Below are 16,613 nucleotides of genomic sequence, written 5' to 3' on the forward strand. Positions count from 1 at the left end.
CATTCAGGTAACCGGTGGGTTACCCACCAAGGCAGGGGAGGCAGGAATGAGCATGTCGATCAATCGCAGGATGCTGCTGGCGGCGACGGGCATGGGCCTCGCCGCGCCGAGGCTCGGCCGGGCGCAGGGATCCTGGCGTCCTGACCGGCCGGTGACGATCATCGTGCCCTGGGCCGCCGGCGGCTCCACCGACCAGATGGCGCGCATCGTGGCGGCGGAGCTCGAAGCCGCACTCGGCCAGCGCTTCGTCGTGGTGAACCAGCCCGGCGCCTCCGGCTCCATCGGCACGCGCAATGCGCTGGAAGCGGCGAAGGACGGCATGACCTGGGCGGCCGGCGCCGCCGTCGATGTCGGCTGCTACAAGGTGCTCGGCCTGCTCGATACGGAGCTGAAGGACTGGAACCTGTATTTCGCGGTCGCCAATGTGAATGTGCTGGTGGCCAATCCTTCGGCGAATATCCGCGACTTCGGCGCGGCGATGGAAGCCTTCCGATCGCGCGGCGCCAGCCTTTCGGTCGCCACCGCCGGCGTTTCCTCCGCCGGGCACAATATGATGGAGGCGATCCGCGCCGCATCGCAGGTGCAGTACCGCCACGCCACGTATGACGGCGGCAATCCGGCGATGATCGCAACCGTGGGCGGCGAGACGCAGATGGGCGCGGTGCTGCTGGTGGAGGCGGCGGAGATGATCCGCGCGCGCCGCCTGATCCCGCTCGCGGTGCAGTCGGAACAGGCCGTCACGTTGCAGGGCGTGGGCGAGATCCCCTCGATCCGCCGCTGGCTGCCGAATGTGCCGGCGCCGCTGAACTATTTCGGCATCTGGACGCCGAAGGGCGTGCCGGAGAATGTCATCGCGACGATGAACCAGGTCTGGCAGGAGAAGATTGCCAATAGCCAGCGCCTGAAGACCTATGCGAATGAGCGCGCAGCTGTCTTCGCGCCGCTCTACGGCCAGCAGGCCTATGACGAGGCCTGGAAGATGGTGCGGCAGACCGCCTGGCTCTACTTCGATGGCGGCAAGGCGCGGGTCAGCCCGGATACGCTGGGCATCGCAAGGCTTTGAGCGGCGGCAGCGACCAGGCGCCGCTTTCACCGCGCGCCGATCTCTACGTCGCGGCGGTGCTGCTGGCGCTGGGCCTCGGGGTGATGGCGCTGGCCTGGCGCATGCCGACCTTCGTCGAGCAATCCGGCACGGGGCTGACGGCGCCGGGCATCGTGCCGGGCTTCCATGCCACCGTCGTCGCCGTGCTTGCCGTGCTGCTGGGGCTGCGCGCGATCCGGCAGGGGGCGCTGAAGGCCGGCACCCAGCGCGCCGGGGGTGGGGGCGGGGCGGATGCCTGGCGCCTGGCCATCGCCGCCACGCTCGGCGTGCTCTATGCCGGCGTGCTGGTCGGGCGGCTGCCCTTCTGGCTGGCCACCGCGCTTTTCGTCTTCAGCTTCACCGCGGCCTTCGAATGGTCCGTGGGGCCGGCGCGCCGGGTGCGGCGGCTGGCGGAGGCGGCGCTGCTGGGGCTCGCCACCGGGGGCATCGTGACGCTAGTCTTCGAACGGATCTTCCTGGTGCGCCTGCCTTGAGGATGCCCGCGTGAACAATCCCATCACCATGTTGGGCGACGGCTTCGCCCATGTGCTGCAGGGCGGCGCCGTCTTCCATGCCTTCTGGGCGGTGCTGATCGGCATCGTCGTCGGCGCGCTGCCGGGGCTGACGGCGACCATGGGCGTGGCGCTGCTGACCACGCTGACCTTCACCATGGGCCCGAATGTGGCGATGCTGGTGCTGGTCTGCGTCTATGTCGGCGCGATCTATGGCGGCAGCCGATCGGCCATCCTGCTGAACATCCCCGGCACGCCGGCCTCCGCCGCCTCCACGCTGGATGGCTTTCCGCTGGCGAAGCAGGGCTTGGCTGGGCGGGCCATGGGCATTTCCACGCTGGGGTCCTGGTGCGGCACGCTGTTCGGCACGCTGATCCTGGCGATGTTCGCGCCGAGCTTCGGCGAATTCGCGCTGCAATTCGGCAGCTACGAGATGTTCTGGGTGGCGCTGTTCGGCATCGTCATCGCCGGCAGCCTCTCGGGCGGCGATCCGCTGAAGGGCTATATCGCGGGCTTCCTCGGCCTGTTGGTGGCAACCGTGGGGCAGGAGACGAACCACGCCTATGCCCGCTTCGCCTTCGGCAATGCGGACCTGGCCGGCGGGCTCGGCCTGTTGCCGGTGCTGGTCGGCGTCTTCGGCGTGGCGGAGGTGCTGAACGCCATGCGCGGCCCGGCGGTGAAGGCCGTGTCGTCGAAGATCGACAGCGTCATCCCGCGCATCCGCGACGTGACGCAGTACTGGCGCACCATCTTCCGCTCCGGCGCGCTGGGCACCTTCATCGGTGCGATGCCGGGTCTCGGCGAGGATATCGCGGCCTGGACCAGCTATGCCGCGGCCAAGCGCGCCTCGAAGGAGAAGGAGCTGTTCGGCAAGGGCAGCGTCGAAGGGCTGATGGCGGCGGAGACCGGCGAGAGCGCCTGCGTGCCCGGCGCCATCATCCCGGTGCTGACGCTGGCCGTGCCGGGTTCCGCGCCGGCGGCCGTGCTGATGGCGGCAATGATGATCCACGGGCTGAATCCGGGGCCGATGCTGGCGATCACCGCGCCAGAATTTATCTACCAGATCGTCGCCATGCTGGTGATCGCGGACATGGTGAAGCTGCTCTACGGGCTGGTGCTGGTGAAGCCTTTGTTGTGGGTGCTGTTGATCCCCCGTGCGCGGCTGATGCCGGTGGTCTTCGTGCTGTGCACCGTGGGCGCCTTCGCCATCACCTCCCGCCTGTTCGACATCTGGGTGATGCTGGGCGCGGGCCTCGTCGGCTTCATCCTGCGCGAGCTGCGCTTCCCCATGGCGCCGCTGGTGCTGGGCATCGTGCTGGGCGATCTGCTGGACAAGAACCTGCTGCGCGGCCTGGTGCTGACCGGCGGCGATGTCTCGCCCTTCTTCACGCGGCCGATCAGCATGGCGCTGTGTGCGCTGACGCTGCTGGCGGTGGCCTGGGCGATCCCGGGCTTCGTGCCGCGGGTGATGGGGCTGATCAGGCGGCGCGCGGCCGCCTGAATAGCGCGTCCTATCTGCGGCCCGTAGGGCCGAGCGCGCGAATGCGCGCCGCGGCATCTGCGTCACGCCGCAGGCGTGCCTTCGGCACGACGAAGTCAAGCCGCGCGGATGCGTGGCGCCCGTCACGCCTTTGGCGTGCCTCCGGCACGACTGAGGGGCGGGAAGGTGAAACCTTCCCGCGGTTCCAAATCAGTCCAGCTTGATGTTCAGCTCGCGGATCTTGCGCCCCCAGAAGGCGTGTTCCGCCTTCACCGCCTCGAACCACACGCCGCGCGGACGCACCGGGGCGGGTTCCAGCCCGTCCTGCTCCAGCCGATTGGCGAAGCGGGGATTGGCCGCGGCCTGGCGCGCCGCCGTCTCCAGCCGCTCCATCTGGTCGGCCGGGATGCCGGCCGGGGCGAAAATGCCGTGCCAGCCGGTGATGGAGACGCCGGGCAGGCCGGCCTGGGCCAGCGTCGGCACCTCCGGCAGCGTGGCGATGCGGCCGTCGCCGGTCACCGCGATGGCGCGCAGCCGCCCCTCCCGTGCCAGCTGGATGGCTGGCGGCGGGGAGGAGAAGTTCATGGTGATGCGCCCGCCCACCACATCCAGCAGTGCGGGCCCGGTGCCGCGATAGGGGATATGCTCCATCTCCACGCCGACCGCATCGCTGAACAGCACGCCGGCCAGGTGGTTGGCATTGCCGACGCCGCCCGAGGAATAGGTCAGCTCCCCCTTCGGCTTGCTGCGGGCATAGGCGATCAGCTCCTGCAGCGTATTGATCGGCAGGCGCGGGTCGATCACCAGCACATATTGGTAGGAGGTCACCTGCGCCACCGGTGCCAGGCCGGTGATGAGGTCCACGCCGTCGCCGCGCTGCATATGCGGGTTCACCACCAGGTTGGTGGAGACGGCGAACAGCAGGGTCAGCCCATCCGGCCGGGCGCGCGCCACGCTGACCGAGCCGATATGCCCCGCCGCGCCGCCGCGATTCTCCACCACCACGGTCTGCCCGCCCAGCGCTTCGCTGAGCGAATGGGCGAATTCGCGGGCGGTCAGGTCGGTGCCGCCGCCCGGGGCATAGGGCACCACCAGCACGACGGGGCGGGTTTGCGCCAAGGCGGGGGCGGCGAGGGCGAGGCCACCGGTGGCGCCCAGCAGGGTGCGGCGGGAGAGGCTTTTCATGACTGTGGATCCTGGACGTTCCGAAACCATGGTTAGGGCAGTTGGCCGGCCGCTGCCAAGCGGATCAGCAACCGGAACGACGCCCCTCGGCGAAATCCAGCAGGCAGGCGGCGTAGCGCAGGGTGAAGCGCCAGTCGCCGCCGGCGCCATGCCCTTCCAGCCCGCGCGGCCGGTCCAGCAGCAGCAGGGCGGCGGTACTTGGCGCGAGCCGGGCGAAGGCGGCGGCGCGGCCTGCCGGGTCGGGCGCGTATTCATCCCCCGCGAAGGTCGCCACCGCCACCCGCGTGGTCGGCGCCCTTGCCGTGGTGACGACCTGCCAAAGATCCTCCAGCGCCCAGGCATGGGCCACGCTGCCGGTCGGGCCATGCGCCGCGGGGGCGATGGCGATCACCGCATCGGCGCGGCCCGGCGCATCCAGCGCCGCCAGCGCGTCCCAGGCGCCGCGGGACTGGCCGGCGGCGATCACGCGCGCATAGCCACGCGCCCGCAGCTCGGCCAGCGCCAGGCGCATGCGGGTGGCGCCCAGCTCCGTCTCATCCGTCTCCGGGTCCCGGTCCAGGCGCAGCACGTCGTAGCCGGCATTGTTGAAGGCGCGGGCATGCGGCTGCGGCTGGCTGCCGCGACTGTCCGCCCCGCCAGCTGCCCTTCCATGCGCCCAGAGATAGGCGCCGCGCGCCGCTGCCGGCCCCTGCCACAGGAAGCGCCCGTCCGGCACCAGCGCCCAACCCTCGCCGCCCGCCAGGGGGGTGCTGGGTGGCGTGGGGGCGGGGGAAGCGGCCTCCGGCCAGACCACGGCCAGGTCCTGCGCATAGAGGCGGCAGCCGATGCCGCCATAGGCGGCACAATTGCCGAGGGCACGGCGTTCCGTGGCGGCTGCATTGTCCTCGATCGCTGCCGCCCAGCCCCAGGCGCCGTTCTCGGACAGGGCAAAGGCACGGGGCGTCGGCTGCAGCAGGAAGCGGCGGTAATCCGCCCGCCCGCCTTCCCCCACATGCGGCACCCGCGTCGCATCCAGCAGGGCCGGGGTCTGGGCATGCGCCCCGACACCCGGGAGCAGCACCGGGAGAAGGAGCCAGAGCACGAAGAGGATCGCTGTCTTCAACATGTCGTGATCGATGGAACCAGACACCGATGCGCCTGTCTAGCGAGATTCATGCCGCTTCAGCGGCGGCGGGGGCCTGCACCTCCCTTGCCCCGAAGCGACAGGAACGGCATGTTCCGCCGCCTTTGCCGCGGGCGATCCCGACCCAGTGCCCCCGGCCGACCAGAGGACCTCCGATGCGCGTCAAGGACGTGAAGAAGGTCGTGCTCGCCTATTCCGGCGGGCTCGACACCAGCGTGATCCTGAAGTGGTTGCAGACCACCTACCAGGCGGAGGTGGTGACCTTCACCGCCGACCTCGGCCAGGGGGAGGAGCTGGGCCCGGCGCGCGACAAGGCGCTGCTGCTGGGCATCAAGCCCGAGAACATCTTTATCGACGACCTGCGCGAGACCTTCGTGAAGGACTTCGTCTTCCCGATGTTCCGCGCCAATGCGCTGTATGAGGGCTGCTACCTGCTCGGCACCTCGATCGCCCGGCCGCTGATCTCCCAGCGCCAGATCGAGATCGCGGAACAGGTGGGCGCGGATGCCGTGGCGCATGGCGCGACCGGCAAGGGCAACGACCAGGTCCGCTTCGAGATCGGCTATTACGCGCTGAAGCCGGACATCAAGATCATCGCCCCCTGGCGGGAATGGGAGCTGACCAGCCGCACCGCGCTGATCGCCTTCGCCGAGCAGCACCAGATCCCCATCGCCAAGGACAAGCGCGGCGAAAGCCCCTTCAGCGTCGACGCGAACCTGCTGCACAGCAGCAGCGAGGGCAAGATCCTCGAGGAGCCCTGGGACGCGCCGGATGAGATGGTCTGGCAGCGCACCGTCAGCCCGGTGGACGCGCCCGACCGCGTTACGGAAATCACCATCGAGTTCGAGCGCGGCGACGCGGTGGGCATCAATGGCGAGCGCATGTCGCCCGCGACCCTTCTCACCAAGCTGAATGCGTTGGGCAAGGAGAACGGCATCGGCCGGCTCGACCTGGTGGAGAACCGCTTCGTCGGCATGAAGTCCCGCGGCTGCTACGAGACGCCGGGCGGCACCATCCTGCACACGGCGCATCGCGCCATGGAATCCATCACGCTCGACCGCGAGGCCTGCCACCTCAAGGACAGCCTGATGCCGCGCTATGCGGAGATCATCTACAACGGCTTCTGGTTCAGCCCGGAACGGCGGATGCTGCAGGCGCTGATCGACGAAAGCCAGGCCAGCGTCACCGGCACCGTCCGGCTGAAGCTGTACAAGGGCAATACCATCGTCACCGGCCGGCAGTCGCCGCACAGCCTGTACTCGATGAAGCACGTGACCTTCGAGGACGACCAGGGCGCCTACGACCAGTTCGACGCCCAGGGCTTCATCAAGTTGAACGCGCTGCGGCTGCGGCTGGGCGCGATGGCGGGGCGCAAGGGCGGGGCGCTGTAGAAGCCACTGAATCTAGAGCAACATGCGTCCAGGTGATTCCATCTGAACGCATGTTGCTCCAGGTGTTGAGTCCCGGCTCAGTTCCCCTCGCGCTGCGCCAGCCGCAGCGGATGGGCGCGATAGGTGCCGAGGATGCGCAGATCGGCGGAGAAATACGAAAGCTCCTCCAGCGCCCGCGCCAGTCCGGGCTCGTCCGGGCGGCCATCGACATCGGCCAGGAACTGCGTCGCGGTGAAGGCGCCGCCGACCATGTAGCTTTCCAGCTTGGTCATGTTCACGCCATTGGTCGCGAAGCCGCCCAGCGCCTTGTAGAGCGCGGCCGGGATGTTGCGGACGCGGAAGACGAAGGTGGTCACCCAGTCGCCGGGCTCGAAGGGCCCTTCCAGCGGCGTGGTGCGGCAGACATAGAAGCGCGTGGTGTTATGCGCCGCGTCCTCCACATTCTTGCGCAGGATCTCCAGGCCATAGATCTCGGCCGCCAGTTCGCTGGCGATCGCCGCATCCTCCACCCCGCCACGCTCGGCGATCAGGCTGGCGGCGCCGGCGGTATCGGCCTCGATCACCGGCTGCAGCTTCAGGTCGCGCAGCAGGTTCAAGATCTGGCCCAGCGCCACCGGATGGCTGTGCGCGCGCTTCAGCGTGGCGATCGAAGCACCGCGGGGGGCGAGAAGACAGTGCTCCACGCGCTCGAAGTGCTCGCCCACCACATGCAGGCCGCTATCGGGCAGCAGGCGGTGGATGTCCGGCACCCGTCCGGCCAGCGAATTCTCGCAAGGCAGCATGGCCAGCCCGGCGCGACCCTCCCGCACCGCGGCGATCGCCGCCTCGAAGGAGGCGCAGGGCAGGGTGGTCCAGCCGGGATAGGCCTGGCGGCAGGCCAGGTCGGAATAGGCGCCGGGAAGGCCCTGGAAGGCGATGACGCCGGAAGTGACGGGCTGGGCAGTGGCTGGGGGCATGAGGTGCTGGAGGTCCTGCGCGTGGCGCCCTACGGGTTGTCGTTAACCGAAGGGGCCTATATTGTCCGGCAGGTTTTACGGCAGGCCGGGACCGGCGCAAGCCCGCCAGCCCGGCCTGCGTTTCATGCTGGCCGTGCGGTGGCCGCGTTCTGGCAGCCCTCAGCGGCGCTTCGGAAGGGTGCACTCCAGGATGAGTCTGGAAGTCAACAAGGTCTTCGCCGCGGTGCTCACCGCCGGCGTGGTGTTCATGGTCTCCGGCGTGATCGGCGGCGCCATCGTGCATCCGCGGAAACTGGAGACCAGCGCGCTGGCCCCGGCCGCCCCGCCCGCCGCCGCGGCCCCCGCCGCCGCGCCGGCCGAGGTGCAGCCGATCGGCCCGCTGCTGGCCGCCGCCAGCGCCGACAATGGCCGCCAGATCGCGCAGCGCGCCTGCGCCTCCTGCCACAACTTCGTCCAGGGCGGGCCGAATGGCGTGGGTCCCAACCTCTGGGGCGTGGTGAATGGCCCGCATGCGCATGCGGAGGGCTTCAACTACTCCGCCGCCCTGCGCGCCAAGCACGACGAGAAGTGGGACTATGAGGCACTGAACGCCTTCCTGACCCGCCCCTCCGCCGCCATCCCCGGCACCCGCATGGCCTATGCCGGCATGTCCAGCATCAACCAGCGCGCCGATGTCATCGCCTTCCTGCGCAGCCTGGCGACCGAGCCGGCGCCGCTGCCCTGAGCGAGGCGGCTGATTTCCTCCCGGCCGCGGAAGCGGCCGCGGAGGCGGCAGGCGCCGTCATCCGCCCGCTGTTTCGCTCCGCCCTGCTGGTGGAGGCGAAGGGCGATGCCAGTCCGGTCACCGAAGCCGACCGGGCAGCGGAACGCGCCATCCGCGCCCTGCTGGCCGAACGCCATCCCGACCACGGCGTGATCGGGGAGGAATATGGCGACACCAACCCGGACGCCGAGTGGGTCTGGGTGCTGGACCCGATCGACGGCACCCGCGCCTTCGTCACCGGCCGCCCGCTATTCGGCACGCTGATCGGCCTGCTGCACCGGGGCACCCCCGTGCTGGGGCTGATCGACCAGCCGGTGACCGGCGAACGCTGGATCGGCGTGACCGGCCAGCCCACCCGCTTCCTGTCCCGCTTCGGCGGCACGCCGCGCTGCCGGCCCTGCGCTTCGCTGGCGGAGGCCGAGCTCTCCTGCACCTCGCCCGACATGTTTGACGCGGAAACGGCCTCCCGCTTCGCCGCGGTGAAGGCCGCCGCCCGCCGCACCACCTGGGGCGGCGACTGCTACGCCTATGGGCTGCTGGCGCTGGGGCTGGTGGATATGGTGGTCGATGCCACCATGAAGCCCTGGGACTGGGCCGCGCTGGTCCCGGTGGTGGAAGGCGCCGGTGGACGCTGCACGGACTGGGCCGGCCGCCCGCTGCGCCTCGATGGCGACGGCAGCGTCCTCGCCCTCGGCGACCCTGCGATGCTGCCCGAGGTTTCGGCGCTTCTGGCCGGCTGAAGCCGCCCCGCCCGTTGCGGCGCGGCGGGTGAACCCCCAGACTAACGCCATGCAGACCCATCCCCTACGCCGGCGCGACCTTCTGTCCCTGACCGCCGCCCTCGGCCTTGCGCCGGGCGTCCTGCATGCCGCAACCCCCGCCAGCGGCACCGCCGAATCAGGCCAGGCGATCCGCACCCATGCCCTGTCGCTGCTCGGCCAGCCCGCCCTGCCGGCCGATTTCACGCACTTTCCCTGGGTGAACCCGGAGGCGCCGAAGGGCGGCGAGATCGCGCTGACCGCGCTGGGATCCTTCGACAGCTTCAACCAGTTCGTCCTGCGCGGCACCCCTGCGGTGGGACTCAGCCTGCTCTACGACACGCTGCTGAAGGAAAGCGCCGACGAGGCGAGCAGCGAATACCCTTATCTCGCGCAATGGATCGACCTGCCCGCCGACCGCCTGTCGGTGAGCTTCGAGCTGAACCCCGCCGCCCGCTGGCACGACGGCAAGCCCGTCACCGCCGCCGACGTGGTCTTCACCTTCAACGCGCTGCGCAGCCACGGCCGGCCCTTCTACCGGTCCTACTGGGGCGACGTGACGGAAGTGGTGGCCGAGACCGAGCGTCGCGTCACCTTCCGCTTCCGCAGCAACGAGAACCGCGAGCTGGCCCTGATCCTCGGCCAGATGCCCGTGCTGCCGGCCCATTGGTGGGAAGGCCGCGACTTCACCCGGCCGCTGCTGGATCCGCCGCTGGGCTCCGGCCCCTACCGCCTGGAACGCTTCGAGGCCGGGCGCAGCCTGGTCTATCGCCGCGTCCCGGACTGGTGGGCGCGCGATATCCCCAGCCAGAAGGGCACCCAGAACTTCGACGTGCAGCGCTTCGAATATTTCCGGGACACCACGGTCGCGCTGGAAGCCTTCAAGGCCGGCCAGATCGACTTCCGCACGGAAAACAGCGCGCGCGACTGGGCCACCGGCTACGACTTTCCCGCCATGCGCCGCGGCCTGGCGAAGAAGGACGAGCTGCGCCACGAACTGCCGACCGGCATGCAGGCCTTCGCCATGAACCTGCGCCGCCCGCTGTTCCAGGACGCCCGCGTGCGCCGCGCGATGATCGAGCTGTTCGACTATGAGTGGATGAACGCCAACCTCTTCTACGGCAGCTACACCCGCACCCAGTCCTACTTCTCCAACTCCGAGCTCGCCTCCTCCGGCCTGCCGACCGGCGCCGAGCTCGCCGTGCTGGAGCCCTTCCGCGGCCGCGTCCCGGCCGAGGTCTTCACCACCGAATACAAGCTTCCCGTCACCGACGGCTCCGGCAACAACCGCGAGGGGCTGCGCACCGCGCTGCGCCTGCTGCAGGAAGCCGGCTGGCGCGTGCAGAACCGCCGCCTGGTCGGGCCGCAAGGTCAGCCCTTCGAATTCGAGATCCTGCTGCAGGGCGCCACCTTCGAACGCATCGCCCTGCCCTACGTCCAGGCGCTGGAACGCATCGGCATGACCGTCCGCGTGCGCACCGTCGACCCGTCCCAGTACCAGGCCCGCACCGACGCCTTCGACTACGACATGACCGTCGACGTCATTCCGCAATCCCTCTCCCCCGGCAACGAACAGCGCGACTTCTTCACCTGCGCCAAGGCCCGCGAAAACGGCAGCCAGAACATCGCCGGCATCTGCGACCCGGCCATCGACGAACTCGTCGAACTCGTGGTCAACGCCCCCGATCGCGACCAGCTCATCGCCCGCACCAGGGCGCTGGACCGCGTGCTGCTGTGGAACAACTTCATGATCCCCAACTGGCACAGCCGAACCTTCCGCATCGCCTTCTGGGACAAATTCGGCCGCCCCGACCGCAACCCCCGCTACAACCTCGGCCTCGACAGCTGGTGGATCGATACCAGCAAGGACCGGGCCCTGACCGACGCACGGCGGACGCTGTAGGTGGCGATGGGGTTGTCTTTGCGCCTGTGGCTCGCAGGGGGGACGCTGTCCCCCCTGCACCCCCCTGCCAGGAGGCAGGGGCCTCCTGGACCACAGGACTATGAGCGGGAAGGGAGAGGGGCACAGCGGGGCCGCATGATCGGCGCGCCTGCCTGCCCCCCTCCCTTCCCGCTCATGATTCAAGGGTTCCAAGGGGCCACTGCCCCTTGGCGGGTGGGGTGTGGGGAGGGCAGCGCCCTCCCCACGGCCGCATAGCGCAGAACACGCCCCCATGGCCGCCTACATCTTCCGTCGTCTGTTGCTCGTGGTGCCGACCTTGTTCGGCATCATTCTCATCAATTTTGCCGTGGTGCAGTTCGCGCCGGGTGGTCCGGTAGAGCAGATGCTTGCCGAGTTGCGGGGTGAGGGGCAGACGCTCGGGCGTTTGACGGGGGAGGGGCCGGGCGAGGTTCGGGCGCCTGGCGGTGGTGGTGCGGGGGGTGGCGAGGGGCCGGTCGGGACCTATCGTGGGGCGCGGGGCTTGGATCCTGCGATCGTGGCGGAGATCGAGCGGATCTTCGGCTTCGACAAGCCGGCGCATGTGCGGTTCGGCGAGATGATGTGGGGTTATCTCACCTTCGATTTCGGGCGGAGTCTGTTCCGCGATCGGCCGGTGGTGGATCTGATCGTGGAGAAGATGCCGGTCTCGATCTCGCTGGGGCTGTGGTCGACGCTGATCATCTACCTGGTGTCGATTCCGCTGGGCATCCGCAAGGCTGTGCGGGATGGCACGCGCTTCGATGTCTGGACCAGCGGCGTGGTGCTGGTGGGCTATGCGATTCCGGGGTTCCTGTTCGCCATCCTGCTGGTGGTGTTTTTTGCCGGCGGGTCTTTCGTGCAGTGGTTTCCGCTGCGGGGGTTGGCGAGTTCGGGGGCGGAGACCTGGCCCTTCTGGCAGCGCGCGCTGGACTATGCCTGGCACATGGCGCTGCCGACGTTGGCGCTGGTGATCGGCGGCTTTGCCGGCCTTACAATGCTGACCAAGAATGCCTTCCTCGATGAGATCGGCAAGCAGTATGTCGTGACGGCGCGGGCCAAGGGGAATTCGGAGACACGGATTCTCTATGGGCATGTCTTCCGGAATGCGATGCTGCTGATCATCGCGGGTTTCCCGGCGGCCTTCATCAGCATTCTCTTCACCGGCGCGCTGCTGGTGGAGATCGTCTTTTCGCTCGATGGGCTGGGGCTGCTGGGGTTCGAGGCGGCGATCCGGCGCGATTATCCGATCATGTTCGGCACGCTCTACATCTTCACGCTGATGGGGCTGGTGCTGCAGATCGTGGGCGATGTGATGTACACGGTGGTCGATCCGCGCATTGATTTCGAGGCCCGCAAGTGAGGAGGGGCCGATGACGCCCATCACGCTGCGGCGCATCGCCAATTTCAAGGCGAACAGGCGCGGCTACTGGTCCATGTGGATCTTCCTGGTTCTGTTCGTGCTGACGCTGTTCGCGGAGCTGCTGGCGAACGACAAGCCGCTGGTGGCGCGGATCGACGATCGCTGGCTGTTCCCGGCGGTGGTCGGCGGCTATGCTGAAAGCGACGTGCTGCCGGATGGGCTGCCCATCACCATGGACTGGCACGACCCGACCCTGCAGGCGGAATTCGCGGAACGGGGCGGCTGGGCGATCTGGCCGCTGATTCCCTACCGGCATGATTCGGTGGTGCGGGAGGTCGGCCAGCCCTCCCCGGCGCCGCCCTCCGCGCGCAACTGGTTGGGCACGGATGACCAGAGCCGGGACGTGCTGGCGCGCGTGATCTACGGCTTTCGCCTCTCGGTGCTCTTCGGCTTCACGCTGACCATCGTGAGTTCGCTGGTCGGCATCGCGGCGGGGGCGGTGCAGGGCTATTACGGCGGCTGGGTGGATCTCGGCTTCCAGCGCTTCATCGAGATCTGGTCCGGCATGCCGCAGCTCTATCTGCTGATCATCCTGGCCAGCGTGGTGGAGCCTGGCTTTTTCACCCTGCTGATTTTCCTGCTGCTGTTTTCCTGGATGTCGCTGACCGGCGTGGTGCGCGCGGAATTCCTGCGCGGGCGCAACCTGGATTATGTGCGGGCGGCGCGGGCGCTGGGGGTGAGCGACGTGGCGCTGATGGCGCGGCACATCCTGCCCAATGCCATGGTGGCGACGCTGACTTTTCTTCCCTTCATCCTTTCGGGTTCGGTGACGGTGCTGGCGAGCCTGGACTTTCTGGGGTTTGGCCTGCCGCCAGGTTCGCCCTCGCTGGGGGAGCTGGTGAACCAGGGCAAGAACAACCTGCAGGCGCCCTGGCTGGCGGTGACGGGATTCGTCGTGCTGGGCGGCATGCTGACGCTGCTGATCTTCGTGGGCGAGGCGGTGCGCGATGCCTTCGACCCCCGCAAGCTGCCGGGGGGCGGGACATGACGCAGCCCTTGCTGGAGGTGCAGGACCTCTCGGTCGCCTTCGGCGCGAAGACCGTCGTGCAGGGCGTCTCCTTCACCGTGCAGCGGGGGGAGACGGTGGCGCTGGTCGGCGAAAGCGGCAGCGGCAAGTCCGTCACCGCCCTGTCCTGCCTGAGGCTGCTGGCGGGGTCCGGCCACAATCCGCAGGGCCGCATCACGCTGGATGGCACTGACGTGCTGGCTGCGAAGGGCGAGGATCTGCGCCGGCTGCGCGGCGGCGTGGCGGGGATGGTGTTCCAGGAACCCATGACCTCGCTGAACCCGCTGCACACGGTGGGCCGCCAGGTGTCGGAGGCAGTGACGCTGCATCGCAACCTGTCGGGCGAGGCGCTGCGCGCGCGGGTGGTGGAGCTGCTGACCCGCGCCGGCTTTCCGCAGGCCGAGGCGCGGCTGAACGCCTATCCGCACCAGCTTTCGGGCGGCCAGCGGCAGCGGGTGATGATCGCGGTGGCGCTGGCCAACGACCCCGCGCTGCTGATCGCGGATGAGCCCACCACGGCGCTGGATGTGACGATCCAGGCGCAGATCCTCGAACTGCTGGCCGATCTCAAGCGGCGCCTGTCCATGGCGGTGCTGCTGATCACGCATGACCTGGCGATCGTCCGTCGGCATGCCGACCGCGTGGTGGTGATGCGCCACGGCCAGGCGGTGGAGGCCGGCCCCGTCGCCGAGATTTTTGGGAACCCGCAGCACGACTACACCAAGATGCTGCTGGCGACGGAGCCGCGCGGCCGGCCGCAGCCGGTGGCAGCGGAGGCAAAACCGCTGCTGCAGGCCGAGCAGGTGAAGGTGCACTTCGCCATCAAGCGCGGAATCCTGCGGCGCACCGTCGGCCTGGTGAAGGCCGTGGATGGCGTGACGGTCGCGATCCGGGAGGGTGAGACGGTCGGCCTGGTCGGCGAATCCGGCAGCGGCAAGACCACGCTCGGCCTGGCGCTGCTGCGGCTGGAGGCCAGCGAGGGCCCCATCGCCTTCGAGGGCCAGCCGATCCAGGCGCTGTCCCGCGGCCAGCTTCGCCCGCTGCGCCGGCGCATGCAGATCGTCTTCCAGGACCCCTATGGCAGCCTTTCGCCCCGCATGACGGTGGCGGAGATCGTGGGCGAGGGGCTGCGCGTGCACGAGAACCTCTCGACCGCCGAGACGCAACAGCGCGTCGCCGCGGCGCTGGAGGAGGTGGGGCTGGAGGCCACCATGCTGGGGCGCTACCCGCATGAATTCAGCGGCGGCCAGCGCCAGCGCATCGCCATCGCCCGCGCCCTGGTGCTGAAGCCGCGGCTGGTGGTGCTGGATGAGCCGACCAGCGCGCTGGACGTCTCGGTCCAGGCGCAGGTGGTGGAGCTGCTGCGCGACCTGCAGGCGCGGCATCGCCTGGCCTATCTGTTCATCTCGCACGACCTGCGCGTGGTCCGCGCCCTGGCACACCGGATCGTCGTGCTGAAGGACGGGCAGGTGGTGGAGGAGGGGGAGGCGCAGGCGGTTGTCGAGGCGCCGCAACAACCCTACACCCGCGCCCTGATGGCGGCGGCCTTCAACCTGACCACCGCCGGGCATGAGGGTGTGGTGCGGACATGACCGAGGCCGATGACGCGCCGATGCCGCCGATCGAGCGGCTGCGGCTGCTGCTGGAAGCGCAGCAGGCGAAGCTCGGCGTGCATATCCGCAAGATGAATTCGCCCGGCAGCCCGGTCTATCGCTATGGCGAGAATATCTGGCCCGCCGGCACCATCCTCGTTACCTCCTTTGCCGGCACTGCGCTGATCCACTTCTATGTCGGCGCGGCGATCCTGGCGGTGGGCTGCTGGTGGTGGCTGGCCAAGGTGCAGCCGCGCATCCGCGACGGCGTCTTCGAACGCACCAGCCTCTGGGCGCTGCAGTCGGAGGAGCATTTCGACGCGCTCTGGGCCAAGGGCGTGCTCAGCCTGCATGCCGAATTGCCGGATGGCCGGAAGTTTGCCGCCGGGCGCCGCGACGACTGGCGCGGCTTCGTGCGGCTGGTGTCACGCGAAACCGCCCCCACGGAGGATGCCGCCTGATGGCCGTGCTGCTTTCGACCAAGCCCGCCGCCATGGCGATGTGGCGGGATGCGCTGCTGGCGGTGGATCCCGCGCTCGAGATCCGCATGTTCCCCGAGTCCGGCGATCCGGCGGATATCGAGGCCGCCGTGGTCTGGACGGCGCATGACATGGCGGAGCTGCGCCGCTACCCGAATCTGCGGCTGATCGTCTCGATGGGCGCGGGGGTGGACCATCTGCTGCGGCCGCCGGGCCCGCCGCCGGGCATCCCGGTGGCGCGGCTGGTGGACCGGATGCTGACGACGCAGATGGGCGAATGGGTGCTGCTGAATGTGCTGCGCTTCCATCGCCAGGACCTGGACTATCGCGCGCAGCAGCGCGACGGCATCTGGAACGAGCTGCCGGCGCCGGTGACGGCGGAGACGCCGGTGGGGTTTCTCGGCCTGGGCGAGCTCGGCAGCCATGCCGCAGGCCTGCTGCGCGGCCTCGGCTTCCCGGTGCTCGGCTGGTCGCGTCGGCCGAAGCAGGTGGCGGGGGTGGAGAGCTTCCACGGCGCGGACGGCCTCGCGCAAATGGCGGCGCGCAGCCGCATCCTGGTCTGCCTGCTGCCGCTGACGCCGGAAACGCGCGGCATCGTGGATGCCCGCCTGCTGGGCCTGCTGCCGCGGGGCGCCTTCCTGATCAATGGCGCGCGGGGGCAGCATGTGGTGGATGCGGATCTGCTGGCGGCCCTGGATTCGGGCCAGGTGGCGGCTGCCGCACTCGACGTGTTCAGCCCGGAACCGCTGCCGGCCGAGCATCCCTACTGGACGCATCCGCGTGTGGTGATGACGCCGCATGCGGCCAGCATCACCATCCCGGCCAGCGCCGCGCCGCAGGTCGTGGAGAACCTGACGCGCGCCCGGGCCGGCGAATCGCTGCTCAATCTGGTGGACTTCAGCGCCGGCTATTGATCAGGCGCCGCGGGGCCGGAGGCAGCGCGCGG

The 16,613-nt window shown here is 69.3% G+C and carries 15 protein-coding genes; 12 read left to right on the forward strand and 3 right to left on the reverse strand.

The window, feature by feature from the left end; translation table 11 throughout:
• The first annotated feature begins 52 nt into the window (after window positions 1-52).
• The 3 genes from J3S20_RS05520 to J3S20_RS05530 are packed head-to-tail and all read left to right on the forward strand — an operon-like array spanning window position 53 to window position 3,094.
• Window positions 53-1,063, forward strand: a complete 1,011-nt coding sequence (locus tag J3S20_RS05520; RefSeq protein WP_246602271.1) for a Bug family tripartite tricarboxylate transporter substrate binding protein — start codon at window positions 53-55, stop codon at window positions 1,061-1,063.
• Window positions 1,060-1,575 carry a tripartite tricarboxylate transporter TctB family protein gene (locus J3S20_RS05525; protein ID WP_216835252.1) on the forward strand — a complete coding sequence of 172 codons (516 nt, stop codon included), beginning with the start codon at window positions 1,060-1,062 and terminating at the stop codon, window positions 1,573-1,575. Before J3S20_RS05520 ends, J3S20_RS05525 begins: the two co-directional genes overlap by 4 nt.
• Window positions 1,576-1,585: 10 nt before the next feature.
• On the forward strand, window positions 1,586-3,094 hold the full coding sequence (locus tag J3S20_RS05530; RefSeq protein ID WP_343215163.1) for a tripartite tricarboxylate transporter permease: 1,509 nt from the start codon (window positions 1,586-1,588) through the stop codon (window positions 3,092-3,094).
• 189 nt (window positions 3,095-3,283) lie between these two features.
• Here J3S20_RS05530 and J3S20_RS05535 read toward each other — a convergent pair whose 3' ends face one another.
• Both J3S20_RS05535 and J3S20_RS05540 read right to left on the reverse strand, forming a co-directional pair.
• Window positions 3,284-4,258 (reverse strand): Bug family tripartite tricarboxylate transporter substrate binding protein, encoded by a 975-nt coding sequence (locus tag J3S20_RS05535; RefSeq protein ID WP_216835253.1) that lies wholly within the window; start codon window positions 4,256-4,258, stop codon window positions 3,284-3,286.
• Between the two features lie 64 nt (window positions 4,259-4,322).
• Entirely contained in the window at window positions 4,323-5,363 is a 1,041-nt protein-coding gene (locus tag J3S20_RS05540) for an alpha/beta fold hydrolase (RefSeq protein ID WP_216835254.1), read from the reverse strand.
• A 173-nt stretch (window positions 5,364-5,536) separates the two neighbouring features.
• Here J3S20_RS05540 and J3S20_RS05545 point away from each other — a divergent pair, with 173 nt between their 5' ends.
• Window positions 5,537-6,772, forward strand: a complete 1,236-nt coding sequence (locus J3S20_RS05545) for an argininosuccinate synthase (protein ID WP_216835255.1) — start codon at window positions 5,537-5,539, stop codon at window positions 6,770-6,772.
• 77 nt (window positions 6,773-6,849) lie between these two features.
• On the opposite strand, the gene J3S20_RS05550 is transcribed toward J3S20_RS05545, so the two are convergent.
• Window positions 6,850-7,728 carry a prephenate dehydratase gene (locus J3S20_RS05550; protein ID WP_216835256.1) on the reverse strand — a complete coding sequence of 293 codons (879 nt, stop codon included), beginning with the start codon at window positions 7,726-7,728 and terminating at the stop codon, window positions 6,850-6,852.
• Window positions 7,729-7,918: 190 nt separating this feature from the next.
• Between J3S20_RS05550 and J3S20_RS05555 the strand changes: the two genes are divergently transcribed.
• From J3S20_RS05555 to J3S20_RS05590, 8 genes are all read left to right on the forward strand, one after another.
• Window positions 7,919-8,452 carry a c-type cytochrome gene (locus tag J3S20_RS05555; RefSeq protein WP_216835257.1) on the forward strand — a complete coding sequence of 178 codons (534 nt, stop codon included), beginning with the start codon at window positions 7,919-7,921 and terminating at the stop codon, window positions 8,450-8,452.
• Entirely contained in the window at window positions 8,449-9,231 is a 783-nt protein-coding gene (gene hisN / locus J3S20_RS05560) for a histidinol-phosphatase (protein WP_216835483.1), read from the forward strand. Before J3S20_RS05555 ends, hisN begins: the two co-directional genes overlap by 4 nt.
• A gap of 49 nt (window positions 9,232-9,280) precedes the next feature.
• On the forward strand, window positions 9,281-11,152 hold the full coding sequence (locus J3S20_RS05565) for an extracellular solute-binding protein (RefSeq protein ID WP_216835258.1): 1,872 nt from the start codon (window positions 9,281-9,283) through the stop codon (window positions 11,150-11,152).
• A gap of 271 nt (window positions 11,153-11,423) precedes the next feature.
• Window positions 11,424-12,530: a microcin C ABC transporter permease YejB gene (locus J3S20_RS05570; RefSeq protein ID WP_216835259.1), complete on the forward strand. Its 1,107-nt coding sequence runs from the start codon at window positions 11,424-11,426 to the stop codon at window positions 12,528-12,530.
• A gap of 10 nt (window positions 12,531-12,540) precedes the next feature.
• Window positions 12,541-13,578, forward strand: a complete 1,038-nt coding sequence (locus J3S20_RS05575; protein ID WP_216835260.1) for an ABC transporter permease — start codon at window positions 12,541-12,543, stop codon at window positions 13,576-13,578.
• Entirely contained in the window at window positions 13,575-15,188 is a 1,614-nt protein-coding gene (locus tag J3S20_RS05580) for an ABC transporter ATP-binding protein (protein ID WP_216835261.1), read from the forward strand. The genes J3S20_RS05575 and J3S20_RS05580 overlap by 4 nt, the downstream gene beginning before the upstream one ends.
• A complete protein-coding gene (locus J3S20_RS05585; RefSeq protein WP_246602272.1) occupies window positions 15,185-15,649 on the forward strand; it encodes a hypothetical protein in 465 nt (154 codons plus the stop codon). Before J3S20_RS05580 ends, J3S20_RS05585 begins: the two co-directional genes overlap by 4 nt.
• Window positions 15,649-16,581 (forward strand): 2-hydroxyacid dehydrogenase, encoded by a 933-nt coding sequence (locus tag J3S20_RS05590; protein ID WP_216835262.1) that lies wholly within the window; start codon window positions 15,649-15,651, stop codon window positions 16,579-16,581. The genes J3S20_RS05585 and J3S20_RS05590 overlap by 1 nt, the downstream gene beginning before the upstream one ends.
• The last annotated feature ends 32 nt before the right edge of the window (window positions 16,582-16,613 follow it).

The organism is Falsiroseomonas tokyonensis (genome assembly GCF_019024325.1).
In the GTDB taxonomy this organism is placed as follows: Bacteria; Pseudomonadota; Alphaproteobacteria; order Acetobacterales; family Acetobacteraceae; genus Falsiroseomonas; species Falsiroseomonas tokyonensis.

Excerpts from the sequence above, each read along its gene's own strand:
- J3S20_RS05520 (WP_246602271.1), top strand. The coding sequence starts at position 53 with ATGTCGATCAATCGCAGGATGCTGCTGGCGGCGACGGGCATGGGCCTC.
- J3S20_RS05535 (WP_216835253.1), bottom strand. The coding sequence starts at position 4,258 with ATGAAAAGCCTCTCCCGCCGCACCCTGCTGGGCGCCACCGGTGGCCTC.
- J3S20_RS05540 (WP_216835254.1), bottom strand. The coding sequence starts at position 5,363 with ATGTTGAAGACAGCGATCCTCTTCGTGCTCTGGCTCCTTCTCCCGGTG.
- J3S20_RS05545 (WP_216835255.1), top strand. The coding sequence starts at position 5,537 with ATGCGCGTCAAGGACGTGAAGAAGGTCGTGCTCGCCTATTCCGGCGGG.
- J3S20_RS05550 (WP_216835256.1), bottom strand. The coding sequence starts at position 7,728 with ATGCCCCCAGCCACTGCCCAGCCCGTCACTTCCGGCGTCATCGCCTTC.
- J3S20_RS05555 (WP_216835257.1), top strand. The coding sequence starts at position 7,919 with ATGAGTCTGGAAGTCAACAAGGTCTTCGCCGCGGTGCTCACCGCCGGC.
- J3S20_RS05565 (WP_216835258.1), top strand. The coding sequence starts at position 9,281 with ATGCAGACCCATCCCCTACGCCGGCGCGACCTTCTGTCCCTGACCGCC.
- J3S20_RS05570 (WP_216835259.1), top strand. The coding sequence starts at position 11,424 with ATGGCCGCCTACATCTTCCGTCGTCTGTTGCTCGTGGTGCCGACCTTG.
- J3S20_RS05575 (WP_216835260.1), top strand. The coding sequence starts at position 12,541 with ATGACGCCCATCACGCTGCGGCGCATCGCCAATTTCAAGGCGAACAGG.
- J3S20_RS05580 (WP_216835261.1), top strand. The coding sequence starts at position 13,575 with ATGACGCAGCCCTTGCTGGAGGTGCAGGACCTCTCGGTCGCCTTCGGC.
- J3S20_RS05585 (WP_246602272.1), top strand. The coding sequence starts at position 15,185 with ATGACCGAGGCCGATGACGCGCCGATGCCGCCGATCGAGCGGCTGCGG.
- J3S20_RS05590 (WP_216835262.1), top strand. The coding sequence starts at position 15,649 with ATGGCCGTGCTGCTTTCGACCAAGCCCGCCGCCATGGCGATGTGGCGG.